This is a genomic window from Saccharothrix variisporea, from assembly GCF_003634995.1.
In the GTDB taxonomy this organism is placed as follows: domain Bacteria; phylum Actinomycetota; class Actinomycetes; order Mycobacteriales; family Pseudonocardiaceae; genus Actinosynnema; species Actinosynnema variisporeum.
Map to the genome: position 1 here is coordinate 4272491 of NZ_RBXR01000001.1, position 14388 is coordinate 4286878.

At 71.4% G+C, this 14388-nt stretch carries 14 protein-coding genes; 3 read left to right on the plus strand and 11 right to left on the minus strand.

All coding sequences use genetic code 11. The features are described from left to right. Positions 1-29 precede the first annotated feature (29 nt). From DFJ66_RS18855 to DFJ66_RS18885, 7 genes are all read right to left on the minus strand, one after another. Positions 30-1382 (minus strand): MFS transporter, encoded by a 1353-nt coding sequence (locus DFJ66_RS18855; RefSeq protein WP_121222837.1) that lies wholly within the window; start codon positions 1380-1382, stop codon positions 30-32. A 93-nt stretch (positions 1383-1475) separates the two neighbouring features. Further along, complete coding sequence (locus DFJ66_RS18860; protein ID WP_121222839.1) at positions 1476-2921, minus strand: FAD-dependent oxidoreductase; 1446 nt, start codon at positions 2919-2921, stop codon at positions 1476-1478. Next, positions 2918-4933 carry a molybdopterin oxidoreductase family protein gene (locus DFJ66_RS18865; RefSeq protein WP_121222841.1) on the minus strand — a complete coding sequence of 672 codons (2016 nt, stop codon included), beginning with the start codon at positions 4931-4933 and terminating at the stop codon, positions 2918-2920. The genes DFJ66_RS18860 and DFJ66_RS18865 overlap by 4 nt, the downstream gene beginning before the upstream one ends. Before the next feature lie 95 nt (positions 4934-5028). Further along, positions 5029-5826, minus strand: coding sequence for a TIGR02569 family protein (locus DFJ66_RS18870; RefSeq protein WP_121222843.1), 798 nt, complete (start codon positions 5824-5826; stop codon positions 5029-5031). 187 nt (positions 5827-6013) lie between these two features. Next, positions 6014-7186, minus strand: coding sequence for an adenylyltransferase/sulfurtransferase MoeZ (gene moeZ / locus DFJ66_RS18875; RefSeq protein WP_121222845.1), 1173 nt, complete (start codon positions 7184-7186; stop codon positions 6014-6016). 262 nt (positions 7187-7448) lie between these two features. Further along, positions 7449-8453 (minus strand): DUF3152 domain-containing protein, encoded by a 1005-nt coding sequence (locus tag DFJ66_RS18880; protein ID WP_121222847.1) that lies wholly within the window; start codon positions 8451-8453, stop codon positions 7449-7451. A gap of 85 nt (positions 8454-8538) precedes the next feature. After that, positions 8539-9516 carry an alpha/beta fold hydrolase gene (locus DFJ66_RS18885; RefSeq protein WP_121222849.1) on the minus strand — a complete coding sequence of 326 codons (978 nt, stop codon included), beginning with the start codon at positions 9514-9516 and terminating at the stop codon, positions 8539-8541. A 141-nt stretch (positions 9517-9657) separates the two neighbouring features. Here DFJ66_RS18885 and DFJ66_RS18890 point away from each other — a divergent pair, with 141 nt between their 5' ends. Continuing rightward, entirely contained in the window at positions 9658-10302 is a 645-nt protein-coding gene (locus DFJ66_RS18890; RefSeq protein ID WP_121222851.1) for a TetR/AcrR family transcriptional regulator, read from the plus strand. A gap of 46 nt (positions 10303-10348) precedes the next feature. Here DFJ66_RS18890 and DFJ66_RS18895 read toward each other — a convergent pair whose 3' ends face one another. Together DFJ66_RS18895 and DFJ66_RS18900 are read right to left on the minus strand one after the other, a co-directional pair. Next, positions 10349-11218, minus strand: coding sequence for an alpha/beta fold hydrolase (locus DFJ66_RS18895; protein WP_121222853.1), 870 nt, complete (start codon positions 11216-11218; stop codon positions 10349-10351). After that, on the minus strand, positions 11215-12114 hold the full coding sequence (locus DFJ66_RS18900; protein WP_121222855.1) for an AurF N-oxygenase family protein: 900 nt from the start codon (positions 12112-12114) through the stop codon (positions 11215-11217). The genes DFJ66_RS18895 and DFJ66_RS18900 overlap by 4 nt, the downstream gene beginning before the upstream one ends. A gap of 67 nt (positions 12115-12181) precedes the next feature. Here DFJ66_RS18900 and DFJ66_RS18905 point away from each other — a divergent pair, with 67 nt between their 5' ends. Together DFJ66_RS18905 and DFJ66_RS18910 are read left to right on the plus strand one after the other, a co-directional pair. Beyond that, positions 12182-12904, plus strand: coding sequence for a TetR/AcrR family transcriptional regulator (locus DFJ66_RS18905; RefSeq protein WP_121222857.1), 723 nt, complete (start codon positions 12182-12184; stop codon positions 12902-12904). Continuing rightward, on the plus strand, positions 12904-13197 hold the full coding sequence (locus DFJ66_RS18910; protein ID WP_211351225.1) for a DUF4873 domain-containing protein: 294 nt from the start codon (positions 12904-12906) through the stop codon (positions 13195-13197). Before DFJ66_RS18905 ends, DFJ66_RS18910 begins: the two co-directional genes overlap by 1 nt. 195 nt (positions 13198-13392) lie before the next feature. Here the strand turns inward: DFJ66_RS18910 and DFJ66_RS18915 are convergent, their stop codons facing one another. Together DFJ66_RS18915 and DFJ66_RS18920 are read right to left on the minus strand one after the other, a co-directional pair. Next, the gene (locus tag DFJ66_RS18915; RefSeq protein ID WP_121222861.1) at positions 13393-13620 is read right to left on the minus strand and encodes a DUF3107 domain-containing protein; all 228 of its coding nucleotides are present in this window, start codon (positions 13618-13620) and stop codon (positions 13393-13395) included. Between the two features lie 40 nt (positions 13621-13660). Further along, positions 13661-14341 (minus strand): ferritin-like fold-containing protein, encoded by a 681-nt coding sequence (locus DFJ66_RS18920; RefSeq protein ID WP_121222863.1) that lies wholly within the window; start codon positions 14339-14341, stop codon positions 13661-13663. Positions 14342-14388: the final 47 nt, after the last annotated feature.

A 14388-nucleotide genomic window follows, 5' to 3' on the forward strand; every position in this document is an offset into this window, starting at 1 on the left:
AGAGCGTCGTGCGCGTCACACCCTGCGCGTCACACACCCGCGTAGGCGAGGCTCGGGACCCGCGCGAAAACGCGCGTGCGCAGGTAGAACCACCAGGTGGTGGCCACGCAGAGCCCGTAGAACACCAGGAACGCGGTCAGGGCCGGGGTCAGCGTCTTGCTGCCCTCCAGCGAGAACTTGAACACCAGGTTGACCAGCACACCGCCGAAGGCGCCGATCGCGCCCGCGATGCCCACCACGGCCGCCGCCTGGCGCTTGGCCGACGCGGTCTCCTCCACCTGGGTGGCAAAGATGGCCGGGATCATCCGGTAGGTCGAGCCGTTGCCGACGCCCGCCAGCACGAACAGGGCGATGAACGAGCCGAAGAACAGCGGGAACGTCTTCGTGCTCACGCTCACCAGCACGCCCACCACACCGACCGCCATGCCCAGGAACACCGCCAGGGTCACCTTCGCGCCGCCGAACCGGTCCGACAGCCACCCGCCGAACGGCCGGCTCACCGACCCGATCAGGGCACCCAGGAACGCCAGCGCGACGAAGCCCTTGTACTCCACGAAGCTGAGCTTGATCAGCGACGGGAACGCGAACGAGTAGCCGATGAACGAGCCGAACGTGCCGATGTACAGGAACGACATCACCCACGTGTGCTTGTTCGACAGCGCCTTGCGGTAGGACGTGCCGTCCGGCTTGGCCTGGGTGAGGCTGTCCATCGCGAACCAGGCGCACGCGGTGGCGATGATGATGAACGGCATCCAGAACAGCGCCGCGTAGGCCAGGTGCACGCCCGTGCCGATGGTGATCACGATCGGCACCACCAGCTGCACCATCGCGACACCGAGGTTGCCGCCCGCCGCGTTCAGGCCCAGCGCCAGGCCCTTCTTGCCCTCCGGGTAGAAGAACGAGATGTTCGCCATGGAGGAGGAGAAGTTGCCGCCGCCGAAGCCCATGGTCGCCGCGGTGAGCAGGAAGAACCAGTACGGCGTGCCGGGGTTGGTGACGGCGATGATGAGCATGGTGGTCGGGACCAGCAGCAGGCCCGCGCTGATCGTGGTCCACGCCCGGCCGCCGAACCGGGGCACCGCGAAGGTGTAGGGGATGCGCAGCACCGCGCCGACCAGGTTCGGCACGATGAGCAGCCAGAAGGTCTGGCCGACGCTGAAGGAGAACCCGACCGAGCCCAGGCTCACCACGACGATGCTCATCAGGCTCCACACCGTGAAGCCCAGGTTCTCCGCCAGGATCGAGAAGATCAGGTTGCGGCGCGCCACCTTCTTCCCGCTGCGCTCCCAGAACTCCGCGTCCTCGGGGTTCCAGTCGTCGATCCACCGGCCGCGTCGTTTTGCCTGCGGCGCAAGGGTTTCGGTCTCAACCACCATGCTCATTGCGGCCTCCCAAGCTCGTGATGCGCAGACCGTAAGAACGGCCCGTTACCTCGGCGTGCGATCAGGTGTCGGGTGCGGCAACTCCGCCGCACATCAGACGGGCTGCGGCTGTGAGGCGGCGAGCCAGTCGACGATGCCACACACCGCGTCCTTGCAGCCCCCACACCCCGTGCTCGCCCGGGTCTTCTCCGCGATCGACGACACCGTGGTGGCACCGGCCCGCCAGGCGCTGACGATCTGTCCCTTGCTGACCGTGTTGCACCGGCACACCACCGCCGACGCGGGCAGGTCCGCCGGGCTGGCCTCGTTCTCCGCGGGCAGCGCGCGACCCAGCAGCAGCGCCAGCCGGTCCGTGGGCGCGGGCAGGCCGCGGTCGAACAGCTGCGTGATGGCCGCCGCCGCGTCCGGTGCGCCCAGGACGATGGCGCCGGTCACCTTGTCGTCGCGCAGCACCAGCTTCGCGTACCGGCCGCGCGCGGGGTCCTGGAAGCACAGGACTTCCGCGTCCGGGTCGTCCACCTCGCAGTGCACGTCGCCCAGGGCGGCCAGGTCGACGTCCCGGGCCTTGAGCCGGGTCACCACCGTGGTGCCCGAGTAGCGGGACGCGGGCGCGGTGCCGGTGACCAGGTCGGCGACCACGGCGGCCTGCTCCCACGCGGGCTGCACCAGGCCGGACACCGTGCCGACGTGCTGGGCGCAGTCGCCGATGGCGTGAACGCGCGGGTCGCTGGTGCGCAGGGCGTCGTCGACGAGGATGCCGCGGTCGACGGCGATGCCCGCCTCCGCGGCCAGCCCGGTCTCCGCCCGGACGCCCGCCGACACCACGACCAGCTCGGCGGGCACCTGCGTGCCGTCGTCCAGCAGGAGCCCGTCGCCGGGCAGGTATTTCGACGCCAGCGCGCCCAGCCGGAACTCGATGCCCAGCGATTCCAGCGTCTTCGCGAGCACCCGGCCCGCGCCGCGGTCGAGCTGGCGTTCCATCAGGTGCCCCACGGGGTGCACGACGGTCACCAGGCAGCCGCGCCCGGCCAGGCCGCGGGCGGCCTCCAGCCCGAGCAGACCGCCGCCGAGCACCGCGACCGGCGTGCCGGGCGAGGCCGCGTTCACGATCCGGGCGCAGTCGTCCAGGGACCGGAACGCCACCACGCCGGGCGCCAGGTCGCCGTTGCCGTCCAGCAGGCCCTCGGTCGGCGGCACCCACGAGCGTGCGCCCGTGGCCAGCACCAACGAGTCGTAGGGGACTTCCGTGTCGCCCACGTGCACGACCCGGCGGGTGCGGTCGATCTTGCTCACGCCGCCGCCCAGCCGCAGGTCCACGTGGTGCTTGGCGGCCCAGTCGGCGTCGTGCAGCCGCACGGCCTCCGGGGACAGCGACCCGGCGACCACGCTGGACAGCAGCACCCGGTTGTAGGCGGGGTGGGCCTCGTCGCCCAGGACGGTGACCGACACCCGCTCGGCGCGCGGGTCGCGCCTGCGGATCTCGTCGGCCAGGCGGGCACCGGCCATGCCGTAGCCCACGATGACAACGTTCCTGGTCATACCGACTCCAATCGGACGGCGCACACCTTGAACTCGGGCATCCGGCTGGTCGGGTCCAGCGCCGGGTTGGTCAGCAGGTTCGCGCGGCCCTCGCCGGCGAAGTGGAACGGCAGGAACACCACGTCCAGGCGCATGGACGGCACGCACCGCACCCGCGCCACCGTCCGGCCGCGCCGGGACACCACCGCGCCCAGCTCGCCTTCGCGCAGGCCGGCGCGGGTCGCGGTGTCCGGGTGGACCTCGACGTAGGCCTCGGGCTCGGCGTCGACCAGCTCCTTGACCAGCCGGGTCTGCGCGCCGGACTGGTAGTGCTGGAGGACGCGGCCGGTGGTGGCCTGCAACGGGTAGTCGGCGTCGGGCGCCTCCGCCGGTCCGCGGTGGTCCACGGGGATGAACCGGGCACGGCCGTCGGGGTGGGCGAAGCGGTCGAGGAACACCCGCGGGGTGCTCTTCTCGACCACCGGCCAGTGCAGGGCCTCGCCCGCGCGCAACCGGTCGTAGGTGACGCCGGAGTAGTCCGCGAGACCGCCCTTGGACGCGACCCGCAGCTCCTCGAACACCACCTCGGGCTCGACCGGGAACCGCTCGACCGGCTGACCCAGGCGGGTCGCGAGCCCCTGGAGCACCTCGAGGTCGCTGCGCACCCCCTCCGGGGCCCGCTGAGCGGCTTGGCGGAGCAGGATGCGGCCTTCGAGGTTGGTCATCGTGCCGCTCTCCTCGGCCCACTGCGTGATCGGCAGCACGACGTCGGCGATCGCGGCGGTCTCCGACAGCACCAGGTCGCACACCACGAGCAGGTCCAGCGCGCCCAGCCGGTCCACGACGTGCTGGGACCGGGGCGCGGAGACGACCAGGTTGCTGCCGAACACCAGCAGCGCCTTGGGGCCGTCCGGCTGGCCGAGGGCGTCGAGCAGCTCGTAGGCGGAGCGGCCGGGGCCGGGCAGGTCGTCCACGCCCCACACGTCCTGGATGTACGCGCGGGCGGCCGGGTCGTCGATCTTGCGGTAGCCGGGCAGCTGGTCGGCCTTCTGGCCGTGCTCGCGCCCGCCCTGGCCGTTGCCCTGGCCGGTCAGGCAGCCGTACCCCGAGCCGCGCCGACCGGGCAGGCCCAGCGCCAGCGCCAGGTTGATCCACGCCGACACGGTGTCCGCACCGCTGGCGTGCTGCTCGGTGCCGCGGCCGGTGAGCACGTAGGCGTTCTCCGCCTCGGCCAGGATGCGCACGGCGGCGCGCTGGTCGGCGACCGGGACACCGGTGACCCGCTCCACCCGCTCGGGCCACCAGGAGGCGGCGATGCGCCAGGCGTCGGCGAACCCGTTGGTGCGTTCGTCCAGGTAGTCCTGGTCCAGGTGGCCGTCCGCGACCGCGCAGTGCAGCAGGCCCAGGGCCAGCGCCAGGTCCGTGCCCGGCGCGGGGGCCAGGTGCAGGGTGGCCAGCTCGGCGGTGGCCGTGCGGCGCGGGTCCACGACGATCAGTTCCGCGCCCTTGAGGTGCTGCACGAACGGCGGCATCGTTTCGGCCGGGTTTCCGCCGACCAACAGCACCGCGTCCGCGTGGTCGAGGTCTGTTACGGGGAACGGCATGCCCCGGTCCAGCCCGAACGCCTTGGTGCCCGCCGCCGCCGCGCTGGACATGCAGAAGCGGCCGTTGTAGTCGATCTGGGAGGTGCCCAGGGCGACCCGGGCGAACTTGCCCAGCAGGTAGGACTTCTCGTTGGTCAGCCCACCGCCGCCGAACACGCCGACCGCGTCCGGCCCGTGCTCGGCGCGCAGTTCACGCAGCTTGGCGGCGACGAGATCAAGTGCCTCGTCCCACGTGGCCGGGTGCAGCGCGCCGTCGCGGCGCACCAGCGGCGTGGTCAGGCGCGCGGGCGAGGACAGCAGCTCGGCGGACGTCCAGCCCTTCTGGCACAGGCCGCCGCGGTTGGTCGGGAACTCCCGCGGCGACACCTTGCCCTGGGTCACGGACATCGCGCACTGGAGCGCGCAGTACGGGCAGTGGGTGTCGGTCACGGGGCCGACGGTAAGAACGCGCTGTTAACGGCGAACCGCAGAATGTTTCGTCCACGCGAACTTGCTCCGGCACCACGCGTGGACCGAGGGTGAGGTCACAGCAACGCGGTGACCCGGGTGGCCGTCCGTTCGAGCCCTACCAGCGACTGCGTGCTCGACAGCGGGTGCAGCGCGTGCACGGCGAGGCGGAAGAGTGTCGCTCGCAACAACACCTGCGGCCATTCCGCCAGGTGGGACCACCGCTGGACGAGGCCGTGATCCGCGCCACCCCAGGACAGGGCGTCCACCACGACGACCGCCGCGCCGTACTCGGCCGGCCGCCAGTAGGCGGTGAAGTCGATGATCGCGGGTGCCGCGTCCCCGGCGAACAGCACGTTGCCGAACAGGTCCCCGTGCACGACCTGCGGCTTGAGCTGGACGGGCTTGCGGTAGGCGGAGAGCAGTTCGAACAGCCGGCCGCCCAGGCTGGGGTCCAGGTCGGCCCGCTCCTCCTCCCAGGCGAGCCGGTCGGCCCTGGCGAACAGGTCGGTGCGGGCGTCCAGGAAGCGGGGCCGGGGCAGGTCGGCGGTGGCGGCGTGCAGCTTGACCGCGACCTCGACCACCTCGTCGTAGCGCGGCTCGGCCCGGCCGGACAGGTACTTGGTGGCGGCCCACCCGCCGACGACGTACCGCCCGTCGGTGGACCGCAGGGGTCTGGCGACGCGCAGGTTGTCCACGGAGAGCGTGTCGAGGGTCTTGGCGACCCACGTGGCCTCGGCCGGCTTGCCCGCGGGCCGGATCGCCGCGTCACCACACCGCCACACCGGGCCGGCGTCGATCAACTCCGGTTCGGCGTCACGCGCACCGAACGCGGCGCGCACGTGCGCCGGCGGCGGCTCGGGGGCTGGGCTCACGGCTGGGCACGCTACCCGTCGAGGCCTCGTGTTTGGTGGACCTCACGGGGGCTGTCGCGCGTGTGCACCCATCCGGCCTATCCGCACTTTTGCGGGTTCAGGGCAAATGCCGATGTGGGTTGCGTCACCCGTCCGGATGACGAACGGCCCCGATGGCGGTGTGCCACGGGGCCGTTCGTCATGTCGGTCAGTAGGTCGGGAGGCTGGTGTCCACCTCGCGCGCCCACGCCAGCACGCCGCCGCCGACGTGCACGGCGTCCTTGAAGCCCGCCTGGTGCAGCACCGCCAGCGCCTCGGCCGACCGCGCGCCGGACTTGCAGTGCAGCACGATCTGCTTGTCCTGCGGCAGCTCCGCGAACGCCTCACCCGACAGGATGCGGTCCTTCGGGATCAGCACCGAGCCCGGGATCTTCACGATCTCGTACTCGTGCGGCTCGCGGACGTCGATCAGGACGAAGTCGTCGCCGCTGTCCTGCTTCTGCTTGAGCTCCAGCGGGGTGATGGTGTTGCCCGCCGCCGCGTTCTGGGCCTCGTCGGAGACCACGCCGCAGAACGCCTCGTAGTCGATCAGCTCGGTGATCTTGACGCTCTCCGGGTCCTTGCGGATCTTGATGGTCCGGTAGGACATCTCCAGGGCGTCGTACACCATCAGCCGGCCCAGCAGCGGCTCGCCGATGCCGGTCAGCAGCTTGATCGCCTCGGTCACCATGATCGAGCCGATCGACGCGCACAGCACGCCCAGGACGCCACCCTCCGCGCAGGAGGGGACCATGCCGGGCGGCGGCGGCTCCGGGTAGAGGTCGCGGTAGTTCAGGCCCTGGCCGTTCGGGGCGTCCTCCCAGAACACGCTGACCTGGCCCTCGAACCGGAAGATCGAACCCCAGACGTACGGCTTGCCCAGCAGGACGGCCGCGTCGTTGACGAGGTAGCGGGTGGCGAAGTTGTCCGTGCCGTCGAGGATGAGGTCGTAGTCGCGGAAGATGTCGAGCACGTTCTCCGAGTTCAGGTGCGTCTGGTGGAGGTTCACCTTGACGTACGGGTTGATCTCGGCGATCGACTCGCGCGCGGACTCCGCCTTCGGCTTGCCGATGTCGGACTGGCCGTGGATGACCTGGCGCTGGAGGTTCGACTCGTCCACGGTGTCGAAGTCGACGATGCCGAGCGTGCCCACCCCGGCCGCGGCGAGGTAGAGCAGCGCCGGCGACCCGAGCCCGCCCGCCCCGACGACCAGGACCTTCGCGTTCTTCAGCCGCTTCTGCCCGTCCACCCCGACGTCCGGGATGATCAGGTGCCGGCTGTACCGCGCGACTTCCTCCTTGGTCAGCTCCGCTGCGGGCTCCACGAGCGGCGGAAGCGCCATCTGATCCTCCTCGACGAGACATGTCCTCTACCGATGGACAACACCAGACTGGACCACCGTCTTCCCGGATGGGAAGTCGTCCCATTGCGTGGACACGAAGCAACGGGTGCGTCCGCCGACCGGTATGGGGGGTGGATCGGCGCAGGCAGCGGGCGGCTCGGGCGGCGGCGGCTCGAGCGGGCGGCTCGAGCGGCTGGCTCGGCCGGGCGGCGGCTCGAGCGGGCGGGTCGGGCGAGTGGGAGGCGGCGGGCGGTGGCGTGGGTCAGCGGGGGGCGACCGGGAAGGCGTTCGGGGTGCAGGTCTTGCCGTCTGCGTCGACGACGCCGCGGTTGGAGATGTCGACCTCGTTCAGCCTCGCCACGTAGTCGTTCGCGACCCCGAAGGTCTGCTGCATCATCACGGGCGCGGGCTGGCCGTTCTCCTTGCAGCCCTCGTGCGGGTTCTTCAGGACGTGCCCGACCTCGTGGTTGATCGCGTACGTCCGGTACGACGCCAGGTCCGTGCTGAACGCCTTCGCGCCCCGCACCCACCGCGCCACGTTGATCACCACGCGGCTGGTCGGCGGGTGCCAGCACGACGTCTCGTACTGGATCTGGAACCCGCACAGCCCGTGCGTGGTGTTCGGCGTGGTCAGGCTGATGGTGAAGTCGACCGGGCCGCTGTCCACCCGTTGCATCGCGACCTGGCCGGTGCCGATCCAGCTGCGCGGGTCGGCCAGGATGCCGTCCACGGTCCGCGCGAACGCCTCCCGGTCGCCGCCGAAGTCGGCCGCGTCCACGCCGTCCTCGATGGCGATCGAGTACTTGTACAGCTTCCCCTGGCCGGCCTGGCCGGTCCCGCCGGGGATGACCTGCCACGTCCCGGCGCCCTGCTCGGAGTACTTGGGGCCGTCGGGCAGCTCGGCGGTCGGGATGTTGACCAGGTCGACCTTGGACGGCGGCGTCTCGGTGGCCACCGGCGGGCCCGAGGACGTGCGGGGGGCACCGGTCGCGCCGGTGGCTCCGGTCTGGTCCGCCTCGCCGACGCGTGACGGCGCGGCCGTGTCGAGGACGACCAGGGCGGTCAGGACGAGCAGCACGGGGACCGCGTAGATGCGCCAGCCGTAGTTCGCGACCAGGCCTTTCAGGCCGCGCTTGCGCTTGCGGCGGTGCCGGCCCGCCGGTTCCCAGGACGCGGTCAGCGGCTCGGCGGCGGTGCGCCGGGTGCCGCGCCGGTAGCGGTCTTCGGCGGGGGGTGCCGCCTCGCGCTCCTCGGACGTCCGGTTCACGGCGACCAGAGTGCCACAATCCCGACAACCCGGTGGACGCCGGTGCTCGTCCGCAGGTCACAGGTCTGAACCGATCTACCCCGACCTACCACTCCGCACCGCGCTCCCACATGCCGAGCACGGCCCGCGCGACCGTCACCGGCCGCTCCATCTGCGCCACGTGCCCGGTCCGCGGCAGCACCAGCAGCCGCCCGCGCGGCAGCAGCCGGGCCACCCGGGGCGCCTTGCGCGCGCTGACCAGCTTGTCCTGCGCGCCCCACACCACCAGCGTCGGCGCGGTGATCTTGGGCGGCAGCAGCCACATCGACTTCGACCGGGGCACCAGCCACAGCCGGAACAGCTCCATCGTGCTGCGGCCCAGCGCCTCGGGCGCCCACCGCTGCGCGGACCGCTCGGTGTACTCCTCGACCGACTGCTGGAACCGGTCGTCCGGCACCTGCGAGGGGTCCGCGAAGCACAGGTTGAGCATCTGCCGGGCGCGTTCCTCGGGCGTCACCAGCATCAGCTGGCGGCGCACCCGCGGACCGAGGATGGGCAGGAACGCCAGCGGCATCCGCCGGTCGGACACCCGGTTGAGCCGGGGCCGCAGGTCGGGTACGGCCGGTGAGATCAGGGTGAGCGTCTTCACCAGATCGGGTCGGGTCGCGGCCACGATCAGCGAGATCGCGCCGCCCATGGAGTTGCCGAACAGGTGGACCGGACCCACGCCGAGCCCTTCGACGAACCCCGCGACCACCTCGGCGTGCGTGGCCATGCCGAACGTGTACCCCGGGATCGGCTCGGACCGCCCGAACCCCGGCAGGTCCAGCGCGTGCCCGGACACGTGCTCGGACAGCTGGCCCGCGAGGTCGGTCCAGTTCGTCGCCGAACCGCCCAGGCCGTGCACGTAGACCGCGGTCTCCTCGGCCGGCCCGGGAGTGCGCCGGACGTGCACGCGGTGCCCCGCCACCTCGACGTAGTCACCAGGCCAGGGGCCGCTCGTTGTGTCCAGCGGAGGTAGCGGTGCGGAGGACAGGGGCACGTGGGTGATGGCGGGTCTGCTCGCCTCCAGGGTCTCGGTCACCCCACCAGGATGCCTGGTTGGACGTCCTATGAAACGGGAAGCTTTCCCGCAACGCTGCTACCAGCGAGTAAGGTTGCTCCCGACGAACCGGGGAGGCCACCCCCCGCCGGTTCCGCGATGTGAAGGTTGGCTGGAGGCACCATGACGGAGACGGCCCAGACCACGGTCGGGCACAACGGCGGCGCGGGTCGAGGGGTCCGCCTCCCACGCACCGCCCGGCGTGCCCAGTTGCTGGCCGCGGCGCAGGACGTGTTCGTGTCCAACGGCTACCACGCCGCCGCGATGGACGAGATCGCCGAGCGCGCGGGCGTGAGCAAGCCGGTGCTGTACCAGCACTTCCCGGGCAAGCTGGAGCTCTACATGGCGCTCCTGGAGTCCCACGTGGACGAGCTGGTGAACCGCGTGCGCGGCGCCCTGGCGTCCACGACGGACAACAAGCAGCGCGTGAAGGCGACGGTCGCGGCGTTCTACGACTTCGTGGACGGTGAGGGCCAGGCGTTCCGCATGGTCTTCGAGTCCGACCTGCGCGGCGAGCCGGCCGTGGCCCAGGCGGTGGAGCGGGCGACGACCGACAGCGTGGACGCGATCACCGAGACGATCACCGCCGACACCGGCCTGGACGAGGACCGGGCGCGGCTGCTCGCGGTCGGGCTCGTGGGTCTGTCCCAGGTGACCGCGCGCTCGTGGCTGGCCGACGACCGCAAGGTCCCCAAGGAGGACGCGGTCTCGCTGATCTCCAACCTGGCGTGGCGCGGCATCGGCGGCGGCTTCCCGCTCCAGCACTGAGCACGACAAGAGGGCCGGTCCCCCCGAGGACCGGCCCTCTTCGCGTTCACAGCAGCGCGGTGATGTGTGCTGTGACCTCTGCTGATCTCTCCAGCGGCAGCATGTGCCCCGCACCCGGGTAGATCACCAACTCCGTGCCCGGCAGCTCGTCCGCGATCGTGCGCGCGTGCCGCAGCGGGGTCAGCTTGTCCGCGCCACCCGCCAAGACCACGGACGGAATCCCGGCGAACTCCTTCAGCGCCTTCTTCCGGTCGTGCTCGTTCAACGACTCGCGGAACGCGACCATGGCCACCGGGTTGCACCGGCCCACCATCGCCGCCGTCGAGGCCACGTCCGCCCACGACGGCCGCTTGCCGAACAGCAGCCACCGCAGACCCGGCCGCAGCACCTCCGTGCGCTGCAACAGTTGCGCCCGCTTGAGCTTCGCGATCTGCCGGTTCGACGCGGCCTCGCCGGCGAGGAAGACCCGGCCCAGCAGGCCCGGCAGCCCGAGCGTCGAACCGGCCAGCTCACCGGACGAGGTCGCGACGAACACGACCCCGGCGACGCGGTCGAGCAGCGTGGGGTGCTGCTCGGCCAGCGCCATGAGCGTCATGCCGCCCATCGAGTGCCCCGCGAACACGATGCGCCCCTTCGGCACCCGTGCCGCCAGCAGCTCGGCCAGGTCGTCCGCGCACTGCGCGATGGTCGCCGTCTGCGCGGTGGCCGCCGCGGATCCGCCATGTCCGCGGTGGTCGTAGCGCAGCACCCGACCGGGCAGTGCGGGGGCGACGTGGTCCCACGACGTGTGGTCGAGGGTCCACCCGTGCACCAGCACGGTGGTCACGTCGGCGTCGCGCGGACCGGTGTCCACCACGTGCAGGGCGGTGCCGTCGGAGGTCACGAACCGGTGGTCCGGCTCCCAGGGCGCGCTCATCCGATGAGGAACGACCGGCGCCACGCGCGCATCCCCGGCTTGCCGACGAGACCGTTCTCGTCGAGGAACTCCATGATCCCCTTGCCCGCCCACTGGATCGTCTCGTGCCAGTGGGGGTTGCCCAGCGCCGCCTTGTGCGCCTCGTCCTTGTCCAGGCCGACCGCCGCGTACACCTCGGGGTTGATGATCGACCGGGTGACGAACATGGACGTGGTGGCCAGCAGCCACCGCTGGTAGGGCAGCTCCTTCTTGGTGATGGTCTGCATCCCGCGCACGACCTCCTCGCGGGCGAACCGCACGTGCCGGGCCTCTTCCAGCACGTGGATGCGGTTGACCATGCGCACCAGCGGCTGCACGGTCTCGTCGGCCATCGTCTCGCGCTGGAGCTTGTCCAGGATCTCCTCGGCGACCAGGATCGAGCCGTAGAGCGCGGGGCCGTAGCCGATCACCGGCAGGAGCTTCGCCAGGTGGTAGGTGTAGCGGCGGGGGCCGTAGGGCGGGCACCCGATGCGCTCGACCATGCGGGCGAACATCGTGGAGTGCCGGCACTCGTCGGCGACCTCGGTCAGCGCGTACTGCGCGTGCTTGGTCGTCGGGTCGGACCGGTAGACCTCCTTGAGCAGCATCTGCATCAGGAGGATCTCGAACCACAGGCCGACGCTGGCGACGCTGGCCACCTCGTGGCGGGACAGGTCGATGCGCTGCTCCTCGGACATCCGGTCCCACAGCGCGGTGCCGTAGAGGGAGCAGCGGTGCTCGGGCGTGTAGCGCAGGCCCTCGACCAGCGGCGCGGCCCAGTCGATGTCGACCTCGGGGTCGTAGAACTTGTCAGCCGAGGAGTTGAGCAGCCGCTCGGCGGTTTTCTCGCGGTCGGCGACTTTCAAGGTCCTCGTCATCGGGTCCCTCCCCGGCTCGGGATATCTGTGACTTGAGGTAACAGTTACTTCTGGTAGCGTGCGTCACATGGCTCGAACTGTCAAGGGCGGAACGGACGCACGCCGGGAGCGCTGGAAGGGGCACCGCGAGGCGCGCCGGGCCGAGTTCGTGGAGGCGACCATCCGCGCGGTCGCCGCACACGGCCCCGACGTGGGGATGGACGAGATCGCCGCGGAGGCGGGCGTCAGCAAGCCCGTGCTGTACCGGCACTTCGCCGACAAGTCCGACCTGTACCTGGCGGTCGGGCGGCGGGGCACCGAGCTGCTGATGGAGTCGATGGTCCCGGCCATCGCCGAGGACGGACCCATCCGCGCGCGCATCCGCCGGATCGTGGACTCCTACCTGACGGTCATCGAGGACAACCCGAACCTGTACCGGTTCGTCGTGCGCAAGTCCTTCGCCGACCGGCCGGTCGAGCAGGACGTCGTGCAGGAGGACAAGGAGCTGATCGCCGCCGCCCTGGCCCGGCTGCTCGGCGACTACCTGCGCGCGTTCGACATGGACTCCGGCGGCGCCGAGCCGTGGGCGCACGCCCTGGTCGGCATGGTGCAGAACGCGGGCGACTGGTGGCTGGACCGCCAGTCCATGACCCGGGCGAGCCTGAGCGACTACCTGACCACCATCATCTGGCACGCGATCGACGGGCTGCTCCGCTCCGCGGGCATCGAACTGGACCCGGACGCGCCGCTGACCACCGATTTCTCCACCGAGCCCGCGCGGCTGCGGCTCGTCAACGGCGAGGAGGCGTGATGTCCGAGGAGCACCACGAGGACGGGTACACCGGGGCGGCGGTGCTGGTGTTCGACCAGCGCGAGGTGCCGGTCGAAGTCGAGCTGCGCGGGTACTTCCAGCCCATCGACGGGCGGTACCACTGGTACGGCCGGGTCAAGGCGAACGAGCAGGTCACCGAGCTGGTGGAAGGCGGTGCGCGGACCGCGCTGCTGCGCACCCCGGACGGTTCGGCGACCGGCAAGCTGACCGACCCGGACCCGTGGTCGCGCTACCGGGTGGCGGGTATCTCGACCCCGCCCTTCCGTGTTTGATCGCGCCGCCTCCGGCGTCGCGGGCGAGGCCGCCTGAAGTCGGCCCATCGCGCCGGGTTTCCCACCGATCGGAAGAGCTGATCGGTGGGAAACCCGGCGCGACAGGCCGACGCGGCCTCGCCGTGGTGGCGACCACCCCACAACGACGAGAGGGGCACCCGCGGCGGGTGCCCCTCTCGTCGTTCGAAGCTGTTTTCAGTCCGCCACGAAGCCGACGCGGCGGCTGTCGCTCGGACCGATCTCCACGTACGCGATGCGCGCCGCGGGCACCACGAACCGGGCACCCTTCTGGTCGACCAGCGTGAGGTGACCGCTGCCCGCCTTCAGCGCGTCCGCGACCTGCGACTCCACCTCGTCGGGGGAAAGAGCGCTCGACACCACGAGCTCCCGCGGGCTGTCCGCGACGCCGACCCTGACCTCCACGCTGACCTCCGTACGCGCTGTGAACCTTCCGCGACCAACCCTAGCCGAGCCCGAGGGCCGTCATGCGGCGCGTGTGGCTCTGCTGGAGCCGCCGGAACAGCGCCGCGATGCCCGCGAGGTCACCCGATCCGCGCACGATCAGCTCGGCCAGCGGATCGCGCTCGGCCACCACGTACTGGGCCTGCGTCAACGCTTCCCCGAGCAGCCGGCGACCCCACAGGGTGAGCCGGTCCTTGACCTTCGGGTCGTTCTCGCACACCGCCCGGACTTCGCGCTCGGCGAACGCGGAGTGGCCCGTGTCGGCCAGCACGGCGAGCACCAGCTCCTTGGTCGGCTCGTCGTCGAGCCACTGGGCGACCTCGCGGTAGAAGTCCGCCGCGAGCCCGTCGCCGACGTAGGCCTTGACCAGCGACTCGTGCCACGACTTGGGCGCGGTCGAGGCGTGGAAGGCGTCGAAGCCCGCCACGAACGGGCGCATCGCGTCCTCGACCGAGTGACCGTGGGCGGCGAGGTACTTCTCGATCAACGCGTAGTGGCCGATCTCGGACGCCGCCATCGCCGACAGGTCCGCCCTACCGGCCAGCGTCGGCGCGGTCCGCGCGTCCTCGGCCATCCGGTCGAACGCCGACAGCTCGCCGTACGCGAGCGCGCCGAGGAGGTCGACCACACCCTCCGCCACCTGCCCGGACACCACCGTCTGCCCAGCCTCCGCCTCACCCATGCCGAGCAGCCTAGTCGGCACGATCGACGCGATCGGCGTAGTCGGCC

Excerpts from the sequence above, each read along its gene's own strand:
- DFJ66_RS18920 (WP_121222863.1), bottom strand. The coding sequence starts at position 14,341 with ATGGGTGAGGCGGAGGCTGGGCAGACGGTGGTGTCCGGGCAGGTGGCG.
- moeZ (WP_121222845.1), bottom strand. The coding sequence starts at position 7,186 with ATGGCGCTTCCGCCGCTCGTGGAGCCCGCAGCGGAGCTGACCAAGGAG.
- DFJ66_RS18905 (WP_121222857.1), top strand. The coding sequence starts at position 12,182 with ATGGCTCGAACTGTCAAGGGCGGAACGGACGCACGCCGGGAGCGCTGG.
- DFJ66_RS18890 (WP_121222851.1), top strand. The coding sequence starts at position 9,658 with ATGACGGAGACGGCCCAGACCACGGTCGGGCACAACGGCGGCGCGGGT.
- DFJ66_RS18860 (WP_121222839.1), bottom strand. The coding sequence starts at position 2,921 with ATGACCAGGAACGTTGTCATCGTGGGCTACGGCATGGCCGGTGCCCGC.
- DFJ66_RS18910 (WP_211351225.1), top strand. The coding sequence starts at position 12,904 with ATGTCCGAGGAGCACCACGAGGACGGGTACACCGGGGCGGCGGTGCTG.
- DFJ66_RS18895 (WP_121222853.1), bottom strand. The coding sequence starts at position 11,218 with ATGAGCGCGCCCTGGGAGCCGGACCACCGGTTCGTGACCTCCGACGGC.
- DFJ66_RS18855 (WP_121222837.1), bottom strand. The coding sequence starts at position 1,382 with ATGAGCATGGTGGTTGAGACCGAAACCCTTGCGCCGCAGGCAAAACGA.
- DFJ66_RS18900 (WP_121222855.1), bottom strand. The coding sequence starts at position 12,114 with ATGACGAGGACCTTGAAAGTCGCCGACCGCGAGAAAACCGCCGAGCGG.